General features: G+C 48.0%; 22 protein-coding genes. 9 read left to right on the top strand and 13 right to left on the bottom strand.

The window, feature by feature from the left end:
* Nucleotides 1–215 precede the first annotated feature (215 nt).
* Nucleotides 216–974, bottom strand: a complete 759-nt coding sequence (locus NLX78_RS14370; protein ID WP_254350757.1) for an AAA family ATPase — start codon at nt 972–974, stop codon at nt 216–218.
* Between the two features lie 211 nt (nt 975–1185).
* On the opposite strand from NLX78_RS14370, the gene mprF reads away from it, so the two are divergent.
* The gene (gene mprF / locus NLX78_RS14365; protein ID WP_254350756.1) at nt 1186–3828 is read left to right on the top strand and encodes a bifunctional lysylphosphatidylglycerol flippase/synthetase MprF; all 2643 of its coding nucleotides are present in this window, start codon (nt 1186–1188) and stop codon (nt 3826–3828) included.
* 104 nt (nt 3829–3932) lie between these two features.
* Here mprF and NLX78_RS14360 read toward each other — a convergent pair whose 3' ends face one another.
* Nucleotides 3933–4559, bottom strand: coding sequence for a nitroreductase family protein (locus NLX78_RS14360; protein ID WP_069290936.1), 627 nt, complete (start codon nt 4557–4559; stop codon nt 3933–3935).
* Between the two features lie 235 nt (nt 4560–4794).
* Here NLX78_RS14360 and NLX78_RS14355 point away from each other — a divergent pair, with 235 nt between their 5' ends.
* Both NLX78_RS14355 and NLX78_RS14350 read left to right on the top strand, forming a co-directional pair.
* Nucleotides 4795–5271 carry a disulfide oxidoreductase gene (locus NLX78_RS14355; RefSeq protein ID WP_053324504.1) on the top strand — a complete coding sequence of 159 codons (477 nt, stop codon included), beginning with the start codon at nt 4795–4797 and terminating at the stop codon, nt 5269–5271.
* A gap of 165 nt (nt 5272–5436) precedes the next feature.
* Nucleotides 5437–5934, top strand: coding sequence for a CcdC family protein (locus NLX78_RS14350; RefSeq protein ID WP_069290935.1), 498 nt, complete (start codon nt 5437–5439; stop codon nt 5932–5934).
* A gap of 237 nt (nt 5935–6171) precedes the next feature.
* Here the strand turns inward: NLX78_RS14350 and NLX78_RS14345 are convergent, their stop codons facing one another.
* Both NLX78_RS14345 and map read right to left on the bottom strand, forming a co-directional pair.
* Nucleotides 6172–7134 carry a glycoside hydrolase family 26 protein gene (locus NLX78_RS14345; RefSeq protein WP_254350755.1) on the bottom strand — a complete coding sequence of 321 codons (963 nt, stop codon included), beginning with the start codon at nt 7132–7134 and terminating at the stop codon, nt 6172–6174.
* A 726-nt stretch (nt 7135–7860) separates the two neighbouring features.
* The gene (map, locus tag NLX78_RS14340) at nt 7861–8607 is read right to left on the bottom strand and encodes a type I methionyl aminopeptidase (RefSeq protein WP_023986734.1); all 747 of its coding nucleotides are present in this window, start codon (nt 8605–8607) and stop codon (nt 7861–7863) included.
* Between the two features lie 193 nt (nt 8608–8800).
* Here map and NLX78_RS14335 point away from each other — a divergent pair, with 193 nt between their 5' ends.
* The 4 genes from NLX78_RS14335 (at nt 8801) to NLX78_RS14320 (ending at nt 12856) form a co-directional block, all read left to right on the top strand.
* Entirely contained in the window at nt 8801–9496 is a 696-nt protein-coding gene (locus NLX78_RS14335) for a GntR family transcriptional regulator (protein ID WP_254350754.1), read from the top strand.
* 132 nt (nt 9497–9628) lie between these two features.
* Complete coding sequence (locus NLX78_RS14330; RefSeq protein ID WP_025722432.1) at nt 9629–10990, top strand: GntP family permease; 1362 nt, start codon at nt 9629–9631, stop codon at nt 10988–10990.
* 41 nt (nt 10991–11031) lie between these two features.
* Nucleotides 11032–12585: a gluconokinase gene (gene gntK, locus NLX78_RS14325; RefSeq protein ID WP_069290933.1), complete on the top strand. Its 1554-nt coding sequence runs from the start codon at nt 11032–11034 to the stop codon at nt 12583–12585.
* Nucleotides 12586–12670: 85 nt separating this feature from the next.
* Complete coding sequence (locus tag NLX78_RS14320) at nt 12671–12856, top strand: hypothetical protein (RefSeq protein ID WP_250259646.1); 186 nt, start codon at nt 12671–12673, stop codon at nt 12854–12856.
* Nucleotides 12857–13035: 179 nt separating this feature from the next.
* Here NLX78_RS14320 and NLX78_RS14315 read toward each other — a convergent pair whose 3' ends face one another.
* The 3 genes from NLX78_RS14315 to NLX78_RS14305 all read right to left on the bottom strand — a co-directional run bounded on the left by NLX78_RS14315 (nt 13036) and on the right by NLX78_RS14305 (nt 15058).
* Nucleotides 13036–13158: a YjcZ family sporulation protein gene (locus tag NLX78_RS14315; RefSeq protein WP_231109480.1), complete on the bottom strand. Its 123-nt coding sequence runs from the start codon at nt 13156–13158 to the stop codon at nt 13036–13038.
* 112 nt (nt 13159–13270) lie between these two features.
* Nucleotides 13271–14092, bottom strand: a complete 822-nt coding sequence (locus tag NLX78_RS14310; RefSeq protein WP_254350753.1) for a serine/threonine protein kinase — start codon at nt 14090–14092, stop codon at nt 13271–13273.
* 144 nt (nt 14093–14236) lie between these two features.
* Nucleotides 14237–15058, bottom strand: coding sequence for a MerR family transcriptional regulator (locus NLX78_RS14305; RefSeq protein WP_254350752.1), 822 nt, complete (start codon nt 15056–15058; stop codon nt 14237–14239).
* 536 nt (nt 15059–15594) lie between these two features.
* Here NLX78_RS14305 and NLX78_RS14300 point away from each other — a divergent pair.
* A complete protein-coding gene (locus NLX78_RS14300) occupies nt 15595–16551 on the top strand; it encodes an L-lactate dehydrogenase (protein ID WP_061831154.1) in 957 nt (318 codons plus the stop codon).
* Nucleotides 16552–16622: 71 nt separating this feature from the next.
* Here the strand turns inward: NLX78_RS14300 and NLX78_RS14295 are convergent, their stop codons facing one another.
* The 5 genes from NLX78_RS14295 to NLX78_RS14275 are packed head-to-tail and all read right to left on the bottom strand — an operon-like array spanning nt 16623 to nt 21145.
* Nucleotides 16623–17351 (bottom strand): ABC transporter permease, encoded by a 729-nt coding sequence (locus NLX78_RS14295; RefSeq protein ID WP_061831153.1) that lies wholly within the window; start codon nt 17349–17351, stop codon nt 16623–16625.
* Entirely contained in the window at nt 17351–18067 is a 717-nt protein-coding gene (locus tag NLX78_RS14290) for an ABC transporter permease (RefSeq protein ID WP_061831152.1), read from the bottom strand. Before NLX78_RS14290 ends, NLX78_RS14295 begins: the two co-directional genes overlap by 1 nt.
* Nucleotides 18064–18981, bottom strand: a complete 918-nt coding sequence (locus NLX78_RS14285) for an ABC transporter ATP-binding protein (protein ID WP_250267284.1) — start codon at nt 18979–18981, stop codon at nt 18064–18066. Before NLX78_RS14285 ends, NLX78_RS14290 begins: the two co-directional genes overlap by 4 nt.
* Nucleotides 18982–19040: 59 nt before the next feature.
* Entirely contained in the window at nt 19041–20471 is a 1431-nt protein-coding gene (locus tag NLX78_RS14280) for a HAMP domain-containing sensor histidine kinase (protein ID WP_254350751.1), read from the bottom strand.
* Nucleotides 20471–21145, bottom strand: a complete 675-nt coding sequence (locus NLX78_RS14275) for a response regulator transcription factor (protein ID WP_061831149.1) — start codon at nt 21143–21145, stop codon at nt 20471–20473. Before NLX78_RS14275 ends, NLX78_RS14280 begins: the two co-directional genes overlap by 1 nt.
* A 150-nt stretch (nt 21146–21295) precedes the next feature.
* On the opposite strand from NLX78_RS14275, the gene NLX78_RS14270 reads away from it, so the two are divergent.
* On the top strand, nt 21296–23050 hold the full coding sequence (locus NLX78_RS14270) for an alpha-glycosidase (RefSeq protein WP_254350750.1): 1755 nt from the start codon (nt 21296–21298) through the stop codon (nt 23048–23050).
* A 377-nt stretch (nt 23051–23427) separates the two neighbouring features.
* Here the strand turns inward: NLX78_RS14270 and NLX78_RS14265 are convergent, their stop codons facing one another.
* The gene (locus NLX78_RS14265) at nt 23428–24579 is read right to left on the bottom strand and encodes a response regulator (RefSeq protein WP_254350749.1); all 1152 of its coding nucleotides are present in this window, start codon (nt 24577–24579) and stop codon (nt 23428–23430) included.
* Between the last annotated feature and the right edge of the window lie 122 nt (nt 24580–24701).

The raw sequence follows: 24701 nt of genomic DNA, 5'->3' as shown, positions 1-24701 counted from the left end.
ATACGAAAATCTTATTTTGCAACCATTCCAGCAAAACTCTCCATTATATTAATAGAGTGTGGGACAAATAACAATCATAAAATACTTCCGATAACCCTGAATCTTTCCTTTGGCAAACAGCAAAAAGGAACAACCTGAATAGACAGTGTTGTCCCTCTCATAACAAACGACCAGGATGAATTTCTGGAACGGTCTAGCGGTCCCTACGAACTTTATTATGGATCTTCGAATAGCTCCTGTATCATCTTTTCCCTGTTATTCAGAAATTGTTTCGTAATGATAAAATGATCAGTTTCCTCCAGCGTCAGGGTGTCGATCCCTTCATGTGTCAGATGATACAAGATGGAATCTGGATAAGCCATCAAAATAGGGGAATGAGTAGAAATGATAAACTGCGAGCCCTGCTGCACCAGCTCGTGAATCCGTGCAAGCATGGCCATCTGGCGCAAAGGTGATAACGCAGCCTCCGGTTCATCCAAAATATACAATCCTTGTCCTCCAAACCGATGCAAAAAGGCAGCAAAAAAAGACTCGCCATGCGACTGCTCATGCAGCGATTTACCCCCATAGGAATCTCGAATCGGTCGCCCTCCTCCTTCTCGATCCAGCTCGTCGATGTGAGTCGCCACATTATAGTAGCTCTCCGCCCGGAAAAAGAAGCCATCCCTTGGCTTTTCCACCCCTCTCACCAGCCGGATATGCTCATACAGTGAGGAATGCGTGGCTTGTGTAGAAAAATTGAAATTTTTAGTACCGCCCTCTGGATTAAATCCCCACGCGACCGCGATTGCCTCCATAAGCGTCGATTTACCTACGCCATTTTCTCCAATAATATAGGTGACGGAAGGATGGAATTTCAGTTCGTTCCACTGGTGCAGGGCTTTTAAGTTAAACGGATATTGGCTCTCGTCAGCATCTGGAGGCCATATCAGCTCCAGGCGACGTATGAAAAGATTGCGGTCCCATATACTCATGTCCAGTTCAGCTCCATTGCCAAGCAATTCACTAGGTTTTCCATCATTATATTGGAATTATTTACAGCAATCAATCGGAAATCCCATTTCGTAACCCTTCTGTTGTTATTCAAGCGATTATTGTAGGTATAATGTATAGTAATGTTCATTGGGCATGAATTCTAAGTACTTTATTTCGTGTATATCTCATTCTTTTCAAGCAGGTGAATCTATGAAGTCAAATCACAAACCGACCCAATCCTTTAAAATCGTACAGTTCTTGATGACCATCTACAGGCAGCGATTGACACGTATTCTGCTACCGTTGGCTGTACTGGCTTTTATTATATGGGAGGCCGGACGAGAACTAAATGACTTTAATCTGGCGCGTATGTTTCATGAGCTGCGGCGAATGGATGCCACGTTTCTCATCGAAATTGGCTTGTTCTCACTGGCTGCCGTGGCGGCTATGAGCGCCTACGATTACGTAATCAGGCATCATTTCAAGCTTCAGGTCAAGCCTGGGACGACATTTCGCTACGCGTGGATCTCCAATACCTTCAATAATGTCTTTGGTTTTGCAGGCTTTACAGGAGCGGGACTTCGCACCGTACTGTATAAAAAAAGCGGTGTGCCGTTAGGTGTCATCACCTCTGCCGTCGTGTTTCTTTCGCCGGTCGTCATTACCGGACTATCTTTACTGGCTTGGGGGGCCATTCTCCATTTGTATCCGGTACAGCCTGTGCTGGATGCTCATCCTTGGCTTCATTGGGCGCTGTGGGGAATGGCATTGTACCTGCCGCTATTTCTGATCATGCAGCGCTCCAAACGGTACTCCACATGGTTCAACAAGGGAGAAGGACAGCTTTCCTGGTCCACTATCTCCGCTTCCATTAGTGCTTCTCTGCTGGAATGGCTGCTAGCTGGCCTTACCTTTGCATGGATCGGCTCGCACTTGCTCCATGAACTTCCGATCCATGCTGTGTTCGGCATTTATGTGATAGCCGCGATTGCCGGGTTGATCAGTCTTGCACCCGGAGGGGTCGGGGCATTCGACATCATTGCTCTGCTCGGGCTGCAAATGGCGGGAGCCAACTCAGATCGGGCACTGGCTGTGCTGCTGGTCTTTCGTATCTTTTATTACATCATCCCGTGGCTCATCGGCTTGGTATTAGCCGCGCTGGAAATGATTCCACGTAACGAGCGCCTGAATCAGCTAGCTGAGACGGGTTGGGATTATTCCCTTAATGCCTGGCAGAAGGTATGGGGCTGGCCTGGTCAATTCCGGTTTTTGGCCGATCTAGGGGTATGGGCGCTTGGTAAGCTGGTACTCATCTCCGGCGTGGTGCTTCTTTTGTCGGCAGCTACGCCCGGTCTGTTATATCGACTTCGTTTTGCTGAGCATTTGCTCAGCCTGCCCGTCATGCGCTTGTCGCATGAAATCTCGGTCATCATCGGGATTATGCTTGTTGTCCTGTCCCACGGAATCTCTCTGCGTATTCGCAGAGCATTACGGCTGACATTGATACTGCTGCTGACAGGAGCTATTTTCACCTTCACTAAAGGTCTAGATTTTGAAGAAGCCTTATTCCTGCTGTTTGTGGCGTTAATGCTATGGATCTCGCGTTCGCGGTTTTATCGGGTCAGTGCTCCGCTGAATCGGCACAACATTTTAATATGGGGTGGATTATCTCTACTCGTAACCGGGGCTTATTTTATCATTGGGGCAGGCTCCAACACTCCTTTTATGCGCCATTTGCATGCCAAGGTCCATCTGGACTTTTTTATGAACCGCAGCGATTACGGAGTTACCGCCGTATTTAGTCTAATTTTGGCATGGGTATTCCTAACGGTGTATTTCTTTCTTCGACCTCAGCGTAGCATCGCCAATCTACCCGACGAGCAAGAGCTGGATAAGCTAAAAGAATTTTTGGAACGGCAGGGTGGTAATCTCGTATCTCATATGCTTTTTTTGGGCGATAAATATCTGTATTGGACCAAAAATGAACAGGTCGTCATTCCCTATGCTCGCAGTCGGGACAAACTGATTGTATTAGGTGACCCACTCGGTCCAAAAGAACGTGTAAGTGAAGCCATTCAGGAATTCCAACGGTTCGCAGATCGGTATGCGTTGACGGCTGTATTTTATCAGGCATCGCCGGAGTATTTGTCCATCTATCACGAGAACGGCTATCGCTTTTTCAAACTGGGCGAGGAAGCACTGGTACCGCTGGAATCATTTACACTGACGGGCAAAAGCAATCAGGCGCTACGCAGCGCCAAAAACCGCTTTGACCGCGAGGGCTACTCGTTCGAAATCATCCAACCGCCTCTCGAGGCGTCACTGATTGAAGAGATGCGGCATGTTTCGAATATTTGGCTGGACGGGCGCAAGGAGAAGGGATATTCACTCGGCTGGTTCAAAGAATCTTATCTTCAGTTGGCTCCGATTGCATTGCTAAAGGACTCTGAAGGGAAGGTCATCGCTTTCGCTACGATGGCCCCTGCCTATGATCATGGACGGACGGTCTCCATTGACCTGATGCGCCACTTGCCTGACACGCCAAATGGCACGATGGATTATTTATTCACACGGGTTATTGAGTGGGCCAAGGAGAGTGGATATACGACATTTAATCTGGGAATGGCACCGCTGTCCCAGGTAGGACAAAGCGAAAAGGCATTACGCGAGGAAAAGCTGGCTCGACTTGTTTTCCAATACGGGGGACATTTTTACGGTTTTCAGGGGCTTCGGCGCTTTAAGGATAAGTTCAAGCCCCAATGGGAGCCGCGCTATCTGGCCTATCCGGCTTCTGTCTTTCTACCGATCCTGACGCTGGAGCTAGTTTATCTCGTGTCCAAACGATCGGATTAAGCAAAGGGCTGACAACAGGAACTTTAATAGCCTAACACAACGTAAAAAAGGGTGTTCCCAACCACGAACGGTTGTAGGAACACCCTTTTATATTCAAAATCTTCTTAGAAGCTGCCTTTTACAACAACTTCAGACAATGGAAAACGTCCTGATGGACGCGCTGGCACTTGTGCCTTACCTACGCTAATAAGCATAGTTGGCAGGTAACGTGCTGGAATATTGAATTGCTCGATCAATTGTGCTGGAATGAAACCGCCCATTGCGCAAGTGTCGTAGCCCAAAGATTTAGCAGCCAGCATAATATTTTGTGCTGCAAGAGCCGAGTTCAGGATGGCTGCATCGCGAGCTACTTGTGGGTTTTGATATGCGCCGTTGATTTGACCTACCAATGCGTCACGGATTTCCGCTGGCAGTGCGCCTGCTTCTACCGCTTGATCATAAATGACGGTGTTGCGGTTCGCTTCCAAATCACCCAATACGGCAATCGTAACGGAACTTTCCGCTACTTGACCCTGATTGTAGGCGATAGGTAGCAATTTTTGTTTGTCCGCTTCGCTTTCGATGACAAGGAATTTCCAATGTTGGAGGTTCCAAGCGGAAGGAGCTTCTACCGCCGCAGTCAAAATGGCCTCCAGATCTTCCTCTGGCAATTTAAAATCCTTAACATAGCTCTTTACCGCGTGTCTTTCACTAATAGTAGATAGAGTTTCATTTTTTGGACTGCTCGACATTCTAGGCACACTCCTAATTTCTTAATATATATCTAACTTGAATCCTCATTAACTTCCCAAACTACTGCAATTATAAAAATGATAGTGAATGATGTCAATATGTTTAAGTATGACCCTGCACTCAAAATACAGTACAATACGGATTAAGACATACATATCGGCAGATGCCTGCCGATGGGACAAGACACGGGTGAGTTCATTTTGTTCTCATTTGAATTAAAAAAGGAGCGTTACTATGATTGGATCTTTTAAAAAAACGGATATTGCTTTGTTTGCCGCCTGGGTTGTAGCTTGTGTGGCAACTTTGGGCAGTCTGTATCTCAGCGAGATTTTGGGGTATGAGCCTTGTAAGCTGTGCTGGTTTCAGCGCATTCTGATGTATCCCCTGACCCTTCTGCTCGGGATCGCCTATTTTCGAGGGGATTCGGGGATACGCCGTTATGTCATGCCGTTGGCTATCATTGGAGGCGCGATTTCAGCCTATCATTTTATCATTCAGCGCATCCATGCAGCCGCCAAAGCAGCTGCGCAAACTTCAACTTCCTGCGGCAGAGTATCCTGTGAGCAGGATTACCTGAACTGGTTCGATTTTATTACCATTCCTTTTCTCGCACTGATTGCCTTTATCCTTATTATTGCTGCCATGGGTTACATCATGCGTCAGGAGAAAAAATCAGCTCAAGGAGAGGTACAAGCAAAGGAACTCGCATAAGTATAAAATAGACCTAATTATAGGACCCGTTACTACCAAGAGGCGTATAATCCGCTTGCCAGAGGAAAGACTGTAACTAAATATATCCATTGCATATGTGGTATAATGTAAAAGGTTTGCAGTCTGTCCAATAACGCTTATATTCCTTATAGAGGGGGCCAGTCCATGTTTCATATTAGCACCCCATTGCTGCAATATGGCGCAACCTTCGGTATGATCGTAATCGCTATTTCGGCTATTTTCATCCGTATGAAGACAGGTCATCGCCCGATTAATGCCAAAAAAATCATCATTCCTCCGCTCGGCATGAGCACCGGTTTTATGATGTTTGTGGTGCCGGAAGTACGGGTTCCCTGGCTTTGGGCGCTGGGCGCTTTTCTGGTCGGCTGGTTTATTTTTTCTTACCCGTTGATCCGCAGCACCAAATTTGAATCGCAAGAAGGGCTGGTTTTCGTGCAACGCTCACGTACCTTCTTTTTTATCCTGATCAGCCTACTGATCGTCCGATTGCTGCTGCATGAATTTATTCAGCATTACATTACCATTCCGCAGACAGCAGGGCTATTTTTCATCCTGGCCTTCGGAACCTTGTTACACTGGCGGCTTCGTATGTATTTTCAATATCGTCAGTTCGTTCCGAACGAGACGGAAGTTCGCATCTGACAAACGGGTTTTTAACATGCATGCTCGCATGTTGCTGTATAGACCAAAAAGACACGTTCTCCCAACAGGAGCCGTGTCTTTTTTGGTCTTTTAGTCTATCGTAAGCTACATTACGCAATTCATTAAGGGTGTGCTTTTGTTGTCGTGCTTGAAAACGTCCTACTCTCCTAGGACCCCGCGGTCATCTTGGGGTTAACGCGTTGATGCCGTGCTGCCCGAACGCCGGGCGCCAGACACTTACTGGGAGCTCTGCTTTGTAAACAGCACGCTGCCGTTTGTGTTGTTCTGCGGAGCATAAGCGCCGTCCCAGGTGATAAAGAAGCTTGCTCCAGTGTAGATCTCATTCAGGGCCTTGTTCCAAAGCGAATAATCGAATTCCTTGAGCTGATTATTGTTGCGATCCACATGGTCGCCACCCACGGCTGGTCCAATTTCGCAGAAGCCATAAGTTTTGCCAAGTCCTTTGATGTCATTGTAAGCCATCTTAATTTCATTGTCATTGGACGGATCGTCGCTGTAGGCGTCGATGCCAATCCAGGTGACATAGCTTGAACCGGGGTAATAAGCAGCCGCGTTGCCTCCTTTATTAGGGGCATAGACAAAATTGACGTTGGACATGCCATGGGTCGTCACGATGTAATTGTACAGATTGATGTACAGGTTCTTATAGTCCGTCGTGTTTTTGTCTCCCCACCAGAACCAGCCTCCGTTCATTTCATGGAAGGGTCTGTAGTAAACGGGGGATGAGTTAAACTTTTGCAGGCCAGTCACGACATTGTCAACCTGGGCCTTATAATTTTGCAGCCATGCGGGGCTGGACGAATTGATGGATGAAATGTCTGTATTAGCCAATATCTCGAAATCGGAATCAGACATCGGGGCGTTTACATTTCCACCCTGGGGATTGGGCATGTGGGTGGAAACGGTGACGATTTTCCCCAAGGCTTGGATGGCGGAGGCGCTATTGGAGGTAATGGAGGCTGCATCGGTTCCCCCCTGGTTCCAGTTCAGCAGATCATAGGAGACGATGTCAGGGTTGTAGGTCCAGACAGGACTGGTGTTTACACTTCCGTCATAGCCCAGGAACATGCCAGTATAGTTGATATTGCTCTCCGCGCCTGCCGTCATTGGTAGCGAGAATAATAATGCAGCCCCGGTCAGGGCGCTGATCAAGCTCTTCGTTTTCTTGAATGAATTCATATTGGTTATCCTCCTAATGTTTATATCTTGCTGCTTGTAATCGCAAGACTTAAGGTGTGTTATGCGGGAAACAAGAAGTTATCAAGAAGTTATACCCCCTTATTTTCCCAAATACTTTTGACATTCTGACAATCATCCCTAAGACAATTTTGAATCGCAACCTACATGCTTTTCGTTTTAGCGAGTTGATCTCCATCTTCCCAAAGGAATACGCTTTTGCGACCCTCAATTATATCGACATCAAGGAAAAAAGCTGAAATAGTTCTATTAGAGGAAAAAATTATTCATATAACAACAAACAAACAATTCCTGCAAGGTGTGGTAGAGGCTAAATGTGTAATAAAGGAAAATTTTTCATTTCATTCTTATGAATTAGGATTCAAAATATTGTTATTTTTGTACTATATAGAAGATTCATAATCACACACTTAACGTATCCCGTTATCAAGCGGATCACTAGCGTCTATCAGAACTAAGCTGGTCACTCTGAAGGCATGGCGTATATTTTTTAAAAAATGTCGGCGTGGCACTCATGAAACGAAAAAAACCGATATTCGGCCTTTAGGCCAAATTCGGTTTTTTAGAGGTGAACTATTATTCCACGCATGTACTAGACTTTTATAGAATGCACGTAGCAAAAGAGACTGTCCTCTGAACAGCCCCTTTTCCTGTAACATGTCTAGCTCATTCAACCCGTTAGTCTGTATGCTATCGATGTGCCTGCTTTTATTGCTGGGTCAAAATGATCGGACCATCTGCTGTAATGGCCAGCGTGTGCTCGTATTGCGCAGACAAGCCGCCGTCCAACGTGCGTGCGGTCCAGCCGTCCGCATCAATTTTACTGCGGTATGTGCCTGTGTTGAGCATTGGCTCAATTGTAATGACCATACCCTCTTTTAAGCGTGGTCCACGATGCGGAGGTCCATAATGAGGAACTTGCGGTTGCTCATGCATTTCTTCCCCGATGCCATGCCCAATGAATTCGCGTACGACCGAGAAGCCTTCCGCTTCCGCGTAGGTTTGTATCGCATGGGAAATATCTCCGATCCGGTTACCGATAACGGCTTGCTCAATCCCTTTATACAGCGATTCCTTGGTAACATCCAGCAGCTTTTGCGCCTGCTCAGACACATTACCCACCGCATACGACCAAGCGGAATCTGCCAGCCAGCCATTCAGGTTCACAACCATGTCGATCGTCACGATGTCCCCGTCCTTCAACGGTGTCTTATTCGGAAAGCCGTGGCAAATCACATCGTTAGGTGAGCCACAAGTTGCAAACTGATAGCCGTTATAGCCCTTTTGCTCCGGTGTGGCGCCATGCTTCTTCATAAAGGATTCTGCAAAGGCGTCAATTTCCAGTGTCGTAATGCCTGGCTTGATCATTTTGGCAATTTCCCGGTGGCAAGCAGCCAAAATGTCTCCAGCTTTTTTCATATTTTCAATTTGTTCTTTGGTTTTAATGATAATCATTAAACGGTCTCCTTCTTTTCCGTGTTCGTTCCACTTTTCACTGCTTCTTTTTTCTGCTTCTATTGTAACGCTAAAAGCAGCGAAATGGAACCGATGTCAACTGACACCGTTTACAAGGATCTTAAACGGGGTATATAATATTCCATAACTTGTATACCAGTATGCAAAATTATTTCCAAGATAGGAGTATCCTATGAAATATCCAACAACCTGGTTACAGGGCGCATCGCTTGGGGAAAGGATTGCTTGTGAACTTCGGCTTCAGATTATACGGGGTATTCAGACGCCAGGCACTGTTCTATCTGAGAATCAGATTGCTGCCGATTTTGGTACCAGTCGTTCTCCGGTGCGTGAAGCCTTGAAGGCACTCTCGGGCGAAGGACTGATTCGTTTGGAGCGCATGGGTGCGATTGTCGTTGGCATGACCCCCAGTGATATGGAGGAGCTATTCGATGTGCGAATGCTGATTGAGCATTTTGTTGTACAAAGGTATGTACATAGTGATAATGCCACATTGGTGACTGTTTTGAATCAGATGATTGACAAAATGGAAGTCGCTCTCAAGTACAGGGATGTCGTTGAATTTTCTCTTCAGGATTTTAATTTTCATGAGGCTCTGGTTCTGGAAGCAGGCCATACCCGTATTCTTCATACCTGGAATGGTATGAGACAGCTAATCCTGACGGTCATGTTAGCTGCGACAGAACAAAGATTTGCGTCTAACATCGAAGAATCACAAGTCACGATTCACAAACATCGAACCTTTGCAAACGCTTTAAGTCAAGGGAATGCTCAGGAGTTATCGGGATTTATTGAGGATCATTACCGAGATACCCGCAACGCGGTTAACGACAGCGTCCTGTCTCCCTACAGAAAGACGTCGTCCTAGCCGCAACATACGTGACAAAGATTCGATGTACCGCGCTTCATGCGTTTTTTGCTGGCGCGGTTCTCTTTTACATTAAAGTTGTCGACAAGTATACATTTAGCTACACATAAATGAATAAGGAGGCATTACTTCATGAACACATTACTCGGCTTGAGCCATAACGCGTCCCTGCTCATATGGGCGCTAGTTACCGTCATTCTTTTGATTTTGCTGATTGCCAAATTCAAATGGAATCCCTTCGTTTCACTGCTGCTTTCGTCGGTATTTCTCGGACTGGTTAACGGGATGCCGGGACATGAAGTTACTGCCTCCATCACCAAGGGGCTCGGCAGTACGCTCGGCTCCATCGCCATCGTGATCGGTTTAGGCACCATGCTCGGTAAAATGATGGCAGAATCCGGCGGTGCCGAACGCATCGCGACCACACTGATGGATCGTTTTGGTGAAAAACGCGTTCATTGGGCGATGATGATTGTAGGCTTTATCGTGGGTATTCCCGTATTTTTTGAGGTTGGTATTATTTTATTAATTCCCATTCTGTTCACGGTTGCCCGCAAAATGAATATGTCTCTGCTGAAAATCGGTATTCCGATGCTGGCAGGACTATCGACGGTACACGGCCTTTTGCCACCCCACCCGGCTCCGATGATCGCGATTGAAGCCTTTAACGCCAATATTGGACGCACGATAGGATATGCACTCATCGTGGGCATCCCATCCGCCATTATTGCAGGCCCGGTCTTCGGTGCTTGGATTGGCAAAAGAATCATGGTCAGACCCTCCGAGAGGCTGGACGAGCAGTTCAGAAATACGACGGGACGGTCGCTGCCTCCTTTTTGGATTACTCTGTTCACCATTTTATTACCTGTTATTCTAATGCTTAGCGGATCAGTCGCTGAAATCGTAGACCCGGCCAATACACATCCGCTCACTGTATTTTTCAAATTCATTGGTGATGAGGTTATGGCATTGCTGATTGCGGCCGTGTTTTCTTTTTTCTCGCTTGGCTATGCACGTGGTCTAAAGAAAGAGGATTTGTCCCGTTTTACCAGTGAATGTCTGGCACCAACAGCCTCTATTATCTTAATTATCGGGAGCGGCGGTGCATTTAAAACGGTATTGATCGACAGCGGTGTAGGTCAGGCCATTGCAGCGGTCGCTACAGGAGCCCATATGAATGTGATTGTATTTGCTTTTCTGGTCGCTGCGCTCATTCGTGTAGCCACTGGATCAGCGACAGTCGCGATGACGACAGGCTCCGGTATTGTCGCACCTGTACTGGCACTTACACCCGGCGCGAATGTCGAACTGGTCGTCCTTGCTACAGGAGCAGGGTCGCTGATCTTGTCTCATGTGAATGACGCCGGTTTTTGGATGATTAAAGAATTTTTCAATATGACGGTTCCGCAGACTCTAAAATCATGGACCGTTATGGAAACCATCCTCTCCCTGGTCGCTTTCGGTTTGATTATGCTGCTGAGTGTGTTAATTTAACGATAATGAGCTAATAACGGTAAGTGAAGGGGAGATTGAATATGACAGACACCCGATATATGATCGGCGTCGATATCGGTACGACCAGTACCAAAGCGGTGCTTTTCGAAGAAAACGGCAATATTGCCGCCCAGCACCATGTGGGCTATCCGCTGCATACACCTGAGCCGGATGCGGCAGAACAGGATCCGGAAGATATTTTCAAAGCTGTCGTGACAACGGTGCAAGAGGTCATGAAACAAAGCGGAGTATCAGCCGAGCATGTGCTGTTCGTCTCCTTCAGTTCGGCCATGCACAGCGTACTGGCGGTGGATAAGAACGGCAAGCCGCTGACCGCCTCTATCACTTGGGCAGATAACCGTAGCGCCAAATGGGCCGAAGCGCTCAAACATGAATACAACGGACATGATATTTATTTACGCACCGGAACGCCCATCCATCCCATGTCACCGCTAACGAAACTAATGTGGATTACACGGGATTTACCGGATGTTGCGACCCAGACGTATAAATTCATTTCCATTAAGGAGTACATCTTTGCCCGGTTATTCCACCAATATGTCGTGGATCACTCGATCGCCTCTGCAACCGGACTTATGAATTTGCAGCAGCTAGACTGGGACGAGGAAGCGCTGCACCTTGCAGGTGTGACGAAGGAGCAGCTATCCGAGCTGGTGCCGACAACTCATGTGCTCAAAGGGCTGGATGAGACCTATGCGCATGACATGGGCCTACTGAAGACGACTCCTTTTGTGATCGGGGCCAGCGATGGTGTCTTGTCCAACCTCGGTGTGAATGCGATCAAACCTGGAGTTGTCGCTGTTACCATCGGCACGAGCGGAGCCATCCGTACCGTAGTTGATAAGCCGCTCACGGATGCCAAAGGGCGCTTTTTCTGTTACGCCTTGACCGAAAAGCTGTGGGTCATCGGCGGCCCGGTAAACAACGGAGGTATAGTCTTCCGCTGGATCCGGGATGAATTTGCAGCCTCCGAGGTGGAAACGGCCAAGCGACTGGGACTTGATCCATATCATGTGCTGACCCAAATTGCGGAACAGGTACGTCCTGGCTCCGACGGTCTGCTCTTTCTTCCGTACTTATCCGGTGAACGTGCGCCCCTGTGGGACCCGAATGCTCGCGGCTCCTTCTTCGGTCTGTCCCTGCGTCACAAAAAAGAGCATATGATTCGCGCCGCTCTGGAGGGTGTGCTGTTCAATTTGTATACCGTCATGCTCGCCATGGAAGAAGTCATCGACAGACCGTCAGTCATTCACGCCACTGGTGGATTTGCACGCTCGGAGCTATGGAGACAGCTCATGGCGGATATTTTCGATCAGGAAGTCATTATCCCCGAAAGTCTGGAAAGCTCATGTCTGGGCGCAGCTATTCTGGGCTTGTACGCACTGGGACGGATTGATTCGCTGGATGCTGTGTCCGGTATGATCGGTACCACTCACCAGCACAAACCTGTAGCAGAACACGTGGATATTTATCGCGATTTACTGCCGATTTATATCCGCATTTCACGTAAATTCGAAGAAGAGTTCAAGGATATTGCGGAATTTCAGGCCAAGTCCCTACAATCTTTAAATTAGTGGAACCTGTTCTAACGCTGCTGCGTATTACCGTTTTATAAAAACCTGTTATGTCAGTTGACAGGGTAAGAAGGAGGATTAGACGATGCTCAAACAATTACTGCACCGCCTGCTACATTCCACCTCTCATTCTCATAAGCGGCGATACAGCAGCTCAGACCGTTATTATGAACGTGAACGTAAACGCCATTCTTCTTCAGATGGTTACAAGAATAGTCACAATGGACACCACTATTACAAGGATAAACGCCGTCATTACTCCAGTTCTTAGCCAAACAACAAGAAGTAGCGACGGAATAGAGCGTAACACAAGAAGCATGCCACAGGCTCCTTCAAACCCTATAAAGCGAAGACCCTTCTTATCTCAAGGGCCTTCGCTTTATTGTTGTGCGCCCTTCGTTATGCAGGGCAACATCTGTGCATTTTACAGGAAATCGGCCAAGACCGAAATTACAGAAACAGGGTTTTAGAGATGATCACCAGCAAAATAAACAGAACCAGAATCGCTCCTACAGAGGTCCATGCTCCTACACCGCAACCCATACCGCCGCCTACTCCACACATATGACTCATTTACAACACTCCCTTCGCTCATTTACAGGATCATTGTATGTAGACATGGTCAAATGCGTAAGGGGGGCATTCCCCCATTTTTGCGGCGAATGCCTGTTTATTTTTAGGGATGTTATGGGTTAACCTCAAGCAGCAACAATGCTTCCTCCAGCTCTTGCATAAACTGTCGGCTGTTCTCATAACGTGGCCGAATCTGAAAAAGACGCTCCAGCATATGACGCACAGGTGAACTCAGCTTCAATTCTTCCTGCCAGCTTGCCGGCGGTTGATCCGGTTGAGGCTCGTAACTGCTATACAGCATAAAAAGCATTAAATGTCCGACATCGTACAAATCGCTGTAGACGGCGACATCTTGTCGCTCGGGTGCGCGCTTTTCCAGCATGGATTCGGTAAATATATCCTCCTGTCGCTCTCCTACCGCCAGAGCAAGACCAAAGTCGATCAGGTAGGGCTTCCCCTCACGGTGAATCACATTGGGAATGCGGATATCCCGATGGATATAGCCCCGTTCATGCACATGCAGAACTCGCTCCATTAACTCCAAAATGTAGACAATGCATTCCTGTTCCGTAAAGGAACGCTCCTGTTCAAATATAAGCTCCTCCAACGTCATGCCGGAGATGTATTCCATAACCACAACTATTCCGTTCAAATGTTCGACAATTTCGAGCAGCTTCGGAATATAGGGGTGTTCCATCTGCCGCATAATATGAGCCTCGCGCTGCAATAGCTGAACTGCCTTCGCCCGTTTGCTCGGTCTGGGCATTTTCACTGCCACCTCTTGTCCGCTGTGCCGATCCAGACAGAGGTAGGTTAGACCATAGCTCCCCATGCCTAAAAGCGAACGAACATCATAACGTCCGCTCAGTAAATCGCCAGGCTGTTTCGGATAATCCATCCATGATTCATATGCGTTTCGCAACCAAGCAAACATATTTATATCCTTTCCTCTACATGCCGCAGCAACGTTTCTTATACGGCTTGTTCTCGTATTCTTGTATTCCGTTATTATACCATCCACGATAAAAGACCATCAGAACCGGGAAGGTCTGATGGTCTTTATCAGAAAAGATGCTGGTTATGCCTCTCTGCGTCTGCGCGGTGTCAGACCAAGCCAGGACAACAACGAACCGCGCGATTTGCGTTGCCTGCCCTGGTAGGTACGCAAATTAGTAATTAGCTGCCGATCTCGTTCCTCGTCAACCTTTTCTTTCATCCAGCGTTTTTGATCCTCCAGTTGGTTAGACAGGCTGATATTCTTTTCCACCAAACGGCTGTGCTCTGCTTCCAGCTCCTCCAAACGGCTCCGCATTTCCAACAATGCAGTTTGCACCATGTCCTGCATCTGCGCCAGTTCTTGCGGCTCTATAGACTCCTGTGTTTGCACGGATACAGGTGCTTGCTCCAATCTACATTCAATGGTTGGTTCCAAAGTCTGCAACTCTTCCTGCGACTGTAGCTGCATGGGTTCCTCTGACGGTTCCTGAGCATTCATTTCATCCTGTAGTTCTGTCAGTTCTACCGTAGCAGCTGCTTGCGCCTGTATGACCGTCTCATCCCTGCCCTCAGCCGCCGCCATTATTTCTTCCCAGGTTGCGGTTAGTGACTCAGCATCCGAGATGGGTGGCAAGCGGAATTCTTCATCATCCATTTGAAAGGGAGCGGTCACTCTCTCAAGGACCACCTGAACCGCCTGCTCCATCGTCATATGCTGCTCACGCAACGCCCTCCGCATCACCTTCAAGCACTCAACATCCTCAGCACTGAACATCCTCGATTGATTCGCGGAACGCTGAAACACATACCCCTGCTCCTCCAGCGCCGCTGCATATTTACGAAGGGTACTCGCCCCGATTCCCAACTGTTTTGCTGCTTCCGTCGTCGATTTGCTTTCTTCCATTTAATCATTACCTCCCCGGATGGTATGGAAAGAAATAAGCTTGTATATGTAGAATTCGCGAAATCCATTGGAAACCCTTTGGCAAAAATGTTCTAATATTGCAGACTGCTAAGAACCTTTGTCATAACGGAATATTTGTAGATATACAAGAAACGACATTGCAGAGCATACTTCCGTTCAAGTATGTCCTTGAAACTCTTTAAAGAACGTCATATAAATGTCATACTTTCATTGTTTTCATGGCACTATTCCTTCCATCAAGATAGTTCAGGTTATAATTTGCACAGAATTTACCTTAAATATAAATTGAAACATGCTCTCCTATCTTCCAGTAAAAGTATTGATAATTCACGTTCACTCTATAATTAATCCTAAAGAACACCTCTATTCACAGTTTATTTATAATTTCCCGGAATGGAGGCAAAAAAATGGATATTTTCAAAAGATCAGCAATATGTTATGTTATGTAACGTAAAATGTATTTCAGGCATAATTTGTAGCATATTAACGTTCGCTGGAACGAGGAGGCAACATAGATGAAGGGGAAGGCAAGGAAAGTAGCTATTGTCGGCGCGGGAATGGTCGGTTCGAGCTGTGCCTACTCAATGGTTAATCAGTCCATTTGTGATGAGATCATGATGATTGACCGCACGTATGATCGGGCTTTGGCCCATGCACTGGATCTGTCTCATTGTATGGATTTTACGTCCACACGTACCAAGGTGCGTGCCGGCACGTATGCAGACTGCACGGATATGGACGTTGTGATTATAACGGCTGGTGCCAACCCTAAACCGGGGCAAGACCGCCTATCTGTGCTGGACAACGCAGTGCTTATTACCAGAGAGATTGTAACAGCGATTATGGAGGGTGGCTTCGACGGTATATTCGTCATTGCCGCTAATCCTGTCGACATTGTAACGTATATGGTACAAAGTATATCCGGTCTGCCGCGCAACAAGGTGATCGGTACAGGCACCTCCATTGACTCATCCCGACTCAAGACGTTGCTTTCTGAAGTATTTTCCATAGATCCGCGTAGCGTACAAGGGTATGCTCTTGGGGAGCATGGCGAATCCCAATTCGTCGCTTGGTCACACGTCACGATTGGCGGCAAGCCGCTCTTACACATTTTGCGTCAGCATAAGGAACGATTCAGCCACGTCGATCTGGACGACATTGCCCGTAAAACTCGGGATGCAGGCTGGGAGATCTTCACCCGCAAAGGGGCCACTTATTTTGGTATTGCCAATGCGCTGGCGTACATTACCCGTTCCATTTTAAATGATGATGGTAAAATTATAGCGGTCTCTGCTGTATTGGACGGCGAGTACGGGCACACCGATGTCTGCACGGGCGTTCCGGCGATTATCGGCAGCAGAGGAATCCAAGAGGTCATCGAGCTGGAGCTAAGTCCGGAAGAACAAGCGAAGTTCGACGCCTCTTGCCACCTTATCAGCAATAATATCCGTGCCATTTCAGGCTTAGTGTAAACCAATAGCACAGTAAAAAACTCCTTACCCTCATTGAGGATAAGGAGTTTTTGCAGTCCCCGTATTTCGCCCTATATCTCTTTATAACGAAATACGGTCAGTCCCGCCAACGTAAATACGACAAAGCTACCTATTATAACCGTCAACAGTGTGTCAGTTGGCACCATGAACGCCCCGAAGTTGTCTCTTCCACTCGGCATCATCGCCAATAAAGGCTGTGTCCATGGATAGTACGGACCGTAGGTTTGAGAATTGGCGACCAGAATATTCGGCACGGTGAAGACGAAATTTAACGCAAGCGGTGCGGCAAAGCTGGACCACAAGAAGGACACCATCAACTGCAACGCAGCCAGCGGCAGGCAGGCTACCCAGCCTGCGAGCAAACTTTGAGCGATCACGGCCCAAGGGATTGGTCCGTTCATGTCCTGCACAGCTCCGACACCCAGCAGCGCTCCTCCGAACAGTAGCTGGGTCAATCCGACCAAGGCCATAATGATGGTCAACTTGGCTGCATACAGACTGGTGCGGGACAATGGCAATGACATGAGTTGCTTCCAACCGCCGCCCCCATGCTCGAATCGGCAGACTAGAGATCCAAATACGGCGGTCAGCATCGGCATGAACAGCATGGCATGTAATGTAAGCATGGCAGTCAACAGCAACAGCCAGTTCCCTCCCGGATTCGCCAGCAAGCCAATCAAGACGGCAATCGCCGGGCTGACGAGCGCAAGCAGCCAAACGGGCGATTTGGCCATTTTCATACGTTCAACAGAAAGCAGCCGTATATATCCTCCGAACATTACGCCACATCCTTTCGGCTAAAATGGGCCGCTGTCAGCAGGCTGAGGAGTATGCCCGTTCCGCACCCGACGGACGCAAACATCCATGCTTGAGGTGCAACCCATGCGAATTGCGGCCAGGCCAACGGAAACCATTCGGACAGCTGTGAAGCAAACAAGCTGCCGATGCCTAACGTAATGCCCAGTGTTACAGGCAGCGCCTGATTATGGAACGTGACCGTTAACCACAACAATAATACGAGCATAGGCAGCGTGCCGCCCAAGGGCCAAAACCCGAGTCGTAGCAGTTCCCCTACGGGTGCAGGCTCTCCCCCAAAGCCAAGAATCATTCCCAACACCCAAGTCCCGACCGTCAGGAGTAGACAGGACACGCACAGCATCCCGATCGCTAGCGTCAGCTTGGCCATATAAACACTAAATTTGGAAATAGGCAAAGCCAGCAGCTGCTTCCAAGAGTTAGACGAATGTTCCACATTCGCCAGCATGGAAGCGACCATCGTAGCTCCTAATACCAGCGCAAGGGGGACAAAAATAGCGATGTTATCCATCAAGCTTTCCCATAAGCGCCCCTTGTATCGCGGAATCAGATAGTCATAGCGGAGTCCAAAGTTCAGTCCCTGCATCGCTACCAGCCCTAGAGGACCGAGAAACACCAAGAACCAGATTCCCTTTCTGCGTGCTTTGAGCAGATCCGCCGTGAGCGCTCGCAGCATCATAAGGAAGCCCCTCCTTTGCCCACTACCTGCATGAACATATCCTCCAGCGATTTGCGGCGTTCCTCCACACGGTATACGGCATGCGTATTTTCGACCAATCTTCTGACCAACAGCGCAACAGCCGCATCATTCATGTTCTCGAAATCCAGCGCCGATCCGTCCTTCACTGAATGGTAGCCCTGCTCACGCGCAATCAACTGGGCTGCTTCCGGTTCCGACACTACGATCCGAATCCCGCCTGCAGATTCCTGACGGAGATTGTGAATCGTGTTTTGAAAGACCAACTCTCCTTCACGGATAATACCCACGGTATTCGCCATATGCTCTACCTCACTCAACAGATGGCTGGATACCAGTACGGTGATCCCCCGTTGCTCGGGCATCGCCTGAATCAATGTGCGCATTTCCTGAATACCCTCCGGGTCCAAACCATTCGTAGGCTCATCTAAAATGAGTACTTCGGGATTCCCAAGCAGGGCTGCTGCAATACCCAGTCTCTGCTTCATGCCCAGCGAGTAGCCTTTGACTGGACGTTTGGCATGCTTGGTCAGTCGGACGACCTCTAATACTTCCGCAATGTTTTGCTTGGGTACATTCAAAATACGGCGAATGGCCTCCAGATTTTCAATTGCGTTCAAATGACCATAATACGAAGGATACTCCACCAACGAGCCGACTTTACGCAAAATATCGAGCTTATGTCTGCGAATATCTTTGCCGAATATACGGATCGTTCCTCGAGTTGGGCGAATAAGTCCAAGCAGCATGCGGATTGTTGTCGTTTTTCCCGCTCCATTCGGACCCAGAAATCCGTAAATATCTCCTCGAGCTATTTTCAGGTCCAGCTGATTAACCGCCGCGCGGCCTTTGTATATTTTGCTGAGACTGTTCGTTTCAATAATGTATTCGTTCAAGTTCCTCACCTCGACACCTATCGTAACGTGCCAAGTTTAAAGCCAAGGGAACTATGAGTTTAAGTTTTGTTTAAAAAACGGATTCGGGTCCCGGCTGATGAACTGATAATCTCCCTCTCCAAATTCATTTCGCGAGCCAGCAGTTCTGTAATCGCCAAACCAATCCCTGCGCCTTTTTCACTGGACTGTTGCTCCATACCGGGCCCTTTATCTACGATGACCAATGTCTCTGTCCCATTATCTTTCTGTACTTGAACACCGATATATCGGCCTGCGGCAGCATGGCGAACTACATTTTGAAAAAGATTATCCAGCAGACGGCGGAAGCCTTGCTCATCGACATTCCACACCATACTATGTTCGGGCAGGTCGATATCCACTTCAAAACCCTCCTTTTCCCACACCGGATACCAGCTGGCTACACACTCCCGCACTAGCCGCAAGATATCACGCGGTGTGTTATTCATAGTGTATTTTCCACTAGCTAGCAGATTATAGGTGAGCAGATTGTCGATCAGACTCCCAAGGTCTTTTAGCTTGTTTTCCATCAGTGTAATCGACTGTTTCCCTCTGCTGCTCAGATTTTCACCATCTAGTGTATACAGATGGCTACGCACGACCGTAAGCGGCGTCCGAATATCGTGTGACAGATCCGCGACCAGTCTCTTCCGCAGCTCTTCCTCTTGACGCTCACGTCCCCGACTTTCTGCCAACTGCTCAACCATCTGATTAAATGCTTCTTCCAACTTGCCGATTTCATCCGGGCGTCCAGTGGTAACAAGAATAGGCAAGCCATCCTCTCCTCGCTGCGACATGGCGGCCTGAAGCTGCAACAGTCTACGCCGAATGCCTCCAAAAAACAGAAGAGATACGAATATAAAAGCGCCCAAAACCAATACGATAAAAAAGAGATAGTACATGAACATGCTACTATCTGTAGGTGGCTGTTCAAAGAACGAACGGGGCACTTTTAACACCATATAGCCCTGATTCACATCATTCTTGCCCCCACCAATAAAGGCTACTACCGTAAACGGCCCCTCATAGCTTGCTTGCTTCATAAAAGCTATAGCCTGCGCAGCGTTCCATTGTTTTGGCATGTTAGGTTGTGTCGGTAACTCCAACCTTGTTTTATCTGCGGTATCCACCCAAAATATTTGTGAGTTAGGGAACATATCTTGTTGTATTTTGCGCAGATGGGCTGAGATTTGCTCTGGTGTGGCTCCCTTCAAAGCTACAGCTTCGCGATGCCAGCTATTTTCGGTATGGGTGGTAGAGGGATAGTAAGCGTTTTTAGGCTTGAGCTCCGTCCCCCAATTCAATAACACGCTATATATCAAGGCTGTAGCAGGCAACACAATGGGCAACAGCATCATAGCAACCACAATAATGACCAGATAACGGAACAACAGTGAACTGCGAAACCGACCTCCCTGACCCGGCCTAGAGCTGGGGTGCAGCCTCCTCCAATTTTTGCGCGTCCTGCTCATTATGCTTTCACCCGATATCCTACACCACGGATCGTCTCAATGATGCGGGGTGCCGCAGGATCGATCTCCAGCTTTTCGCGGAGATGTCGGATATGGACCATTAAAGTTTTGTCTCCGTCGATATATGGATCTCCCCACACCGCTTCATACATTTGCTCTTTTGTCATAATTTGGCCCAAATGCCGCAGCAAATAAGCAAAAATGTGATATTGCTTGCCTGTCAGTGTAATTTCCTCCCCTGTATCACGGTTCACAATACGGTTATCAGGAGAGAACACAGAGAGATGCCCCAGTTGTAAAGATTCTTCGGGCACGGTTCCCGAGCGGCGCAGCAAAATCTCTATACGTGCTATGAGCTCATCCGGGTGAAAGGGTTTGGTTACATAATCGTCGGCGAAATCCAGTCCTTGCAGCTTATCGTCAATGGATGTACGGGCAGACAACATGAGAATGGGAAGCTCCGGGTACTCTTTCTTGAGCCGCTTCCCCATGGTGAATCCATCCAGACCGGGTAACATCACATCCAAAATCACGAGTTGGCACGTACGGGCTGCTTCCACAGCCCCATCCCCGCTGCGAAGCCAGGTTACAGCGTAATTCCGCTCTTCCAAATACTGATGCGTCCAAGCACCAATATCCTGGTCATCTTCGATGTATAGCACATTTGTTTTCATAATAGACACCTACTTATCGTTTTTCTTTTATGTAATGGGCATTATAGCATTTATGGTACATAACCCACTTAAAAAGGTTAATAACTACCTTATACGACATACGCTTCACATTTTCAAATTTGATTGCTCGTAAAAAAGGAGGACTACCCGATGCTGCTGGAAGCGATATACCATCACCCGAAACGTAATTGGGCTTTTGGTTACAATGATGAAACGATATTTCTACGGCTACGTGCGAAGAAAAATGACCTAAATACCGTTCATGCTCTCACCGGAGATAAATACGATTGGGACCGCACCCGACAGCTTGTCCCGATGTCCAAATTCGCTACCGATGGCAGGTTTGATTATTATGAATGCAGCATAAAACCTACTCACCGTCGGCTGAAATATGGATTTTTGCTAGAAGACGGTGAGGAACGTATTTGGATGAACGAGGACGACTTCACCACCCAGGAACCCCAAAATGCAGATAAACTGTTCCAATATCCGTTTTTGAACCCGATTGATATTCTGAAGCCACCTGCATGGGTGAAGGATGCTGTATTTTATCAGATTTTCCCGGAACGTTTTGCGAACGGTGACCCCTCTATCAGCCCAGAAGGTGCAGAGACATGGGGCGGAACACCACAAAGAGACAATTTTTTCGGTGGTGATCTTCAGGGGATTCTGGATCACCTGGATCACCTGAACGAGCTAGGGATTAACGCCATATATATGACTCCTGTGTTCAAGGCGACGACCAATCATAAATATGATACAGAGGATTATATGGAGGTGGACCCGCATTTTGGGGACAAAAAGACATTAAAAAAACTGGTCGATGCCTGCCACGACCGAGGAATTCGGGTGCTGCTTGATGCGGTGTTCAACCATTCAGGGCGTACGTTTAAACCGTTCGTTGACGTGCAAGAAAAAGGCGAAGCCTCGCCTTACAAGGACTGGTTCCATGTACATAGCTTTCCCCTGAAAGTGGTGGATGGCATACCAACGTACGATACATTCGGGCTGGAACCGATGATGCCCAAGCTGAACACCGAACATCCTGAGGTGAAAAGGTACCTGCTGGATGTGGCAAAGCACTGGATCGAAGAAATCGGCATCGATGGTTGGCGGTTGGATGTGGCAGACGAGGTAGATCACGCCTTTTGGCGGGAATTCCGCACTACGGTCAAGCAGGCCAATCCAGATGCGTACATTTTGGGTGAAATGTGGAATGAATCATCTGAATGGCTTCAGGGGGACCAATTCGATGCAACGATGAATTATCCGTTCACCTACGCGGTAAATGATTTTTTCGTCAAAAAAGTGACTGATGCTCAAAGCTTTGCCTTCGCCATCGGACGACAGCTGGCCCGCTATCCACAGCAAGCATCCGAGGTTGCCTTCAATCTGCTGGATAGCCACGACACACCGCGCCTGCTGACACTGTGTGGGGATGACAAGCGGCTGATGCGACTGGCCGCCCTGTTCCAGTTTACGTACATGGGCGCACCCTGCATCTATTATGGCGATGAGATCGGCCTGGATGGAGATGCCGATCCAGGCTGCCGCAAGTGTATGGAGTGGGACACCGACAAACAGGACCGCGAGCTGTTCGACTTTTACCGCGAGCTGATTGCGCTTCGTAAGGGGCACCCGGTCCTCCGTGATCAGGGGAGCATCACCTTTTTGGAGGCACAGCCAGAGGGCACCTCACTTGCCTACGAGCGCCGCAGCGAGGAAGAAGTGCTACTCGTGCTGCTCAACCGTTCCGATGAGGATCACGTTTTTGAACTGGACATTCCTGAGCAGGAATGGCAGTTAGCCTTTGGTGAAAGCCAGTGGTCCGTTAGAGAGAGGGGGCTGCTTGCCAAGCTTCCACCCTACGGATACGCTGTACTGAAGGCAGCGCCTGCTCAGTAGAAAAGGGCATAAGCCTCTATAGGCGGATGCTGATGAAAGTACCTGCCGAATAACGGCAAAAAAGCGAAACCATCAGGAACAAGATAGTTAACTTGTTCCCGGTGGTCTTTTTACGTTGAATATGAGCTTCTATTGTCGATTATTTGTTTTTAACATCTGTTCTTACTACCCCAACATCCGAAGCATTGATCGAAATGGGGTTACCGCCTTGTCCTGTCTGAGCTGAAGAAGACAGGTAGCGGCGAATAGCAGATCTTAAAGAAAAGAGGCTCGGTGATTCACACAAAAAAAACGAAATTTCCATCTATAAAAAAAACGCTCCAAGAGGATATACCCTTGAAGCATTTTTTGAGTGCTACCTGAGCCAGTACAGCAGTTTACGCAGGTAGCGTCTGTGTTTTCAATTGCACGTACAACTGGTGCGTCACCTGCTGCGGCTCAATACCCAACTCATCTTCTAGTATTCCGACGAAGCTTTCATAATGCTTTTGAGCAGCGGTATAATCGCCCAGTTGGGCATAGGCGGTCAGCAGCAGACTGCAGATATCGTCTGAGTACGGCTCCCGTTGCTGTAGGCTGAGTAAGCGCTGAACAGACTGCCGGGTACGACCTGAGCGAAGCTCTTCTCGCGCCAGCTCAGAAGCACATGCCAGATACATATTGCGCAGCTTCTCCCTTTTTGCATATGCCCACGGGTAATCGTGCTCCTCCAGATAGTTGCCACGGTATAGTGCCAACAGGCTCTCAATACGCGGCTTACCGCCGGTACCGGATGCAGCCCATTCGGATATTCCCCGCTCGAATAGCTCCACATCTGTAATCCAGCCATTGCGGTTCAAGCGGTAGCGATCCAAATTATATTCCAGCTTCGTATCTTGCATCCGTTCTTTCAACGCCTTGCGGATTTGGTAAATGGACGTGTGCAGGTGAACAACAGCCTTGTCCAAATGATATTCAGGCCACAGCGCATCCAGCAATTGTTCTTTGCTCACCCATTCCCCTTCATGGTGTAATAAGAAGGAAAATAGCTCCTGTGACTTTAATGTGCGCCATTTGAATGGTTTCGCACCTACGGCTTCCTGTCCATCCTCCAAAATTTCAAGTTTTTGAAAACAACGTACCTTGGGGGATTGCTCTGCTGAAGCTCCCAAACTAGAAGAACGGGGATCAGCCAGCGTGGCTGCAATCCGATCTAACGTTTTGGATAGCCGCCGGGCATGAACGGGCTTTAACAAGTAATCCAGTGCTTGCAGCTCGAACGCTTCAATAGCATATTCCGAGTACGCGGTCACAAAGACGATATGAATATGAGAATCTAGCTGTTGAATCCACTCGGCGGCCTCCAGACCATTCATCTCTGGCATTCCGATATCTATAAAAACAATATCCGCACGTTCTGCTGCCAGATGATCCAGCCCCGCTTGTGCAGACGTATATTTGCCCATTACCGTTAACCGTCCGTCCGCCTCCAGCAACCGTTCCAAGTAGGTTAATGCCGACCTCTCATCATCAATCAAAATCGCCTTCATTTGTGTCCGTACTCCCTTCCTGCTGCAACCATTTATCATGATGTTCTATTTACATGCTATCTGCTTTATCCATACGATTTTTAATTTCTTATATTTTATATATCGTATCATTGCGGGCGTGA

It is taken from the genome of Paenibacillus sp. Lou8.1 (genome assembly GCF_024213565.1).
In the GTDB taxonomy this organism is placed as follows: Bacteria; Bacillota; Bacilli; order Paenibacillales; family Paenibacillaceae; genus Paenibacillus; species Paenibacillus polymyxa_B.
Note: the sequence above shows the minus strand (reverse complement) of the source record. Positions and strands in the feature narration are given on the sequence as shown.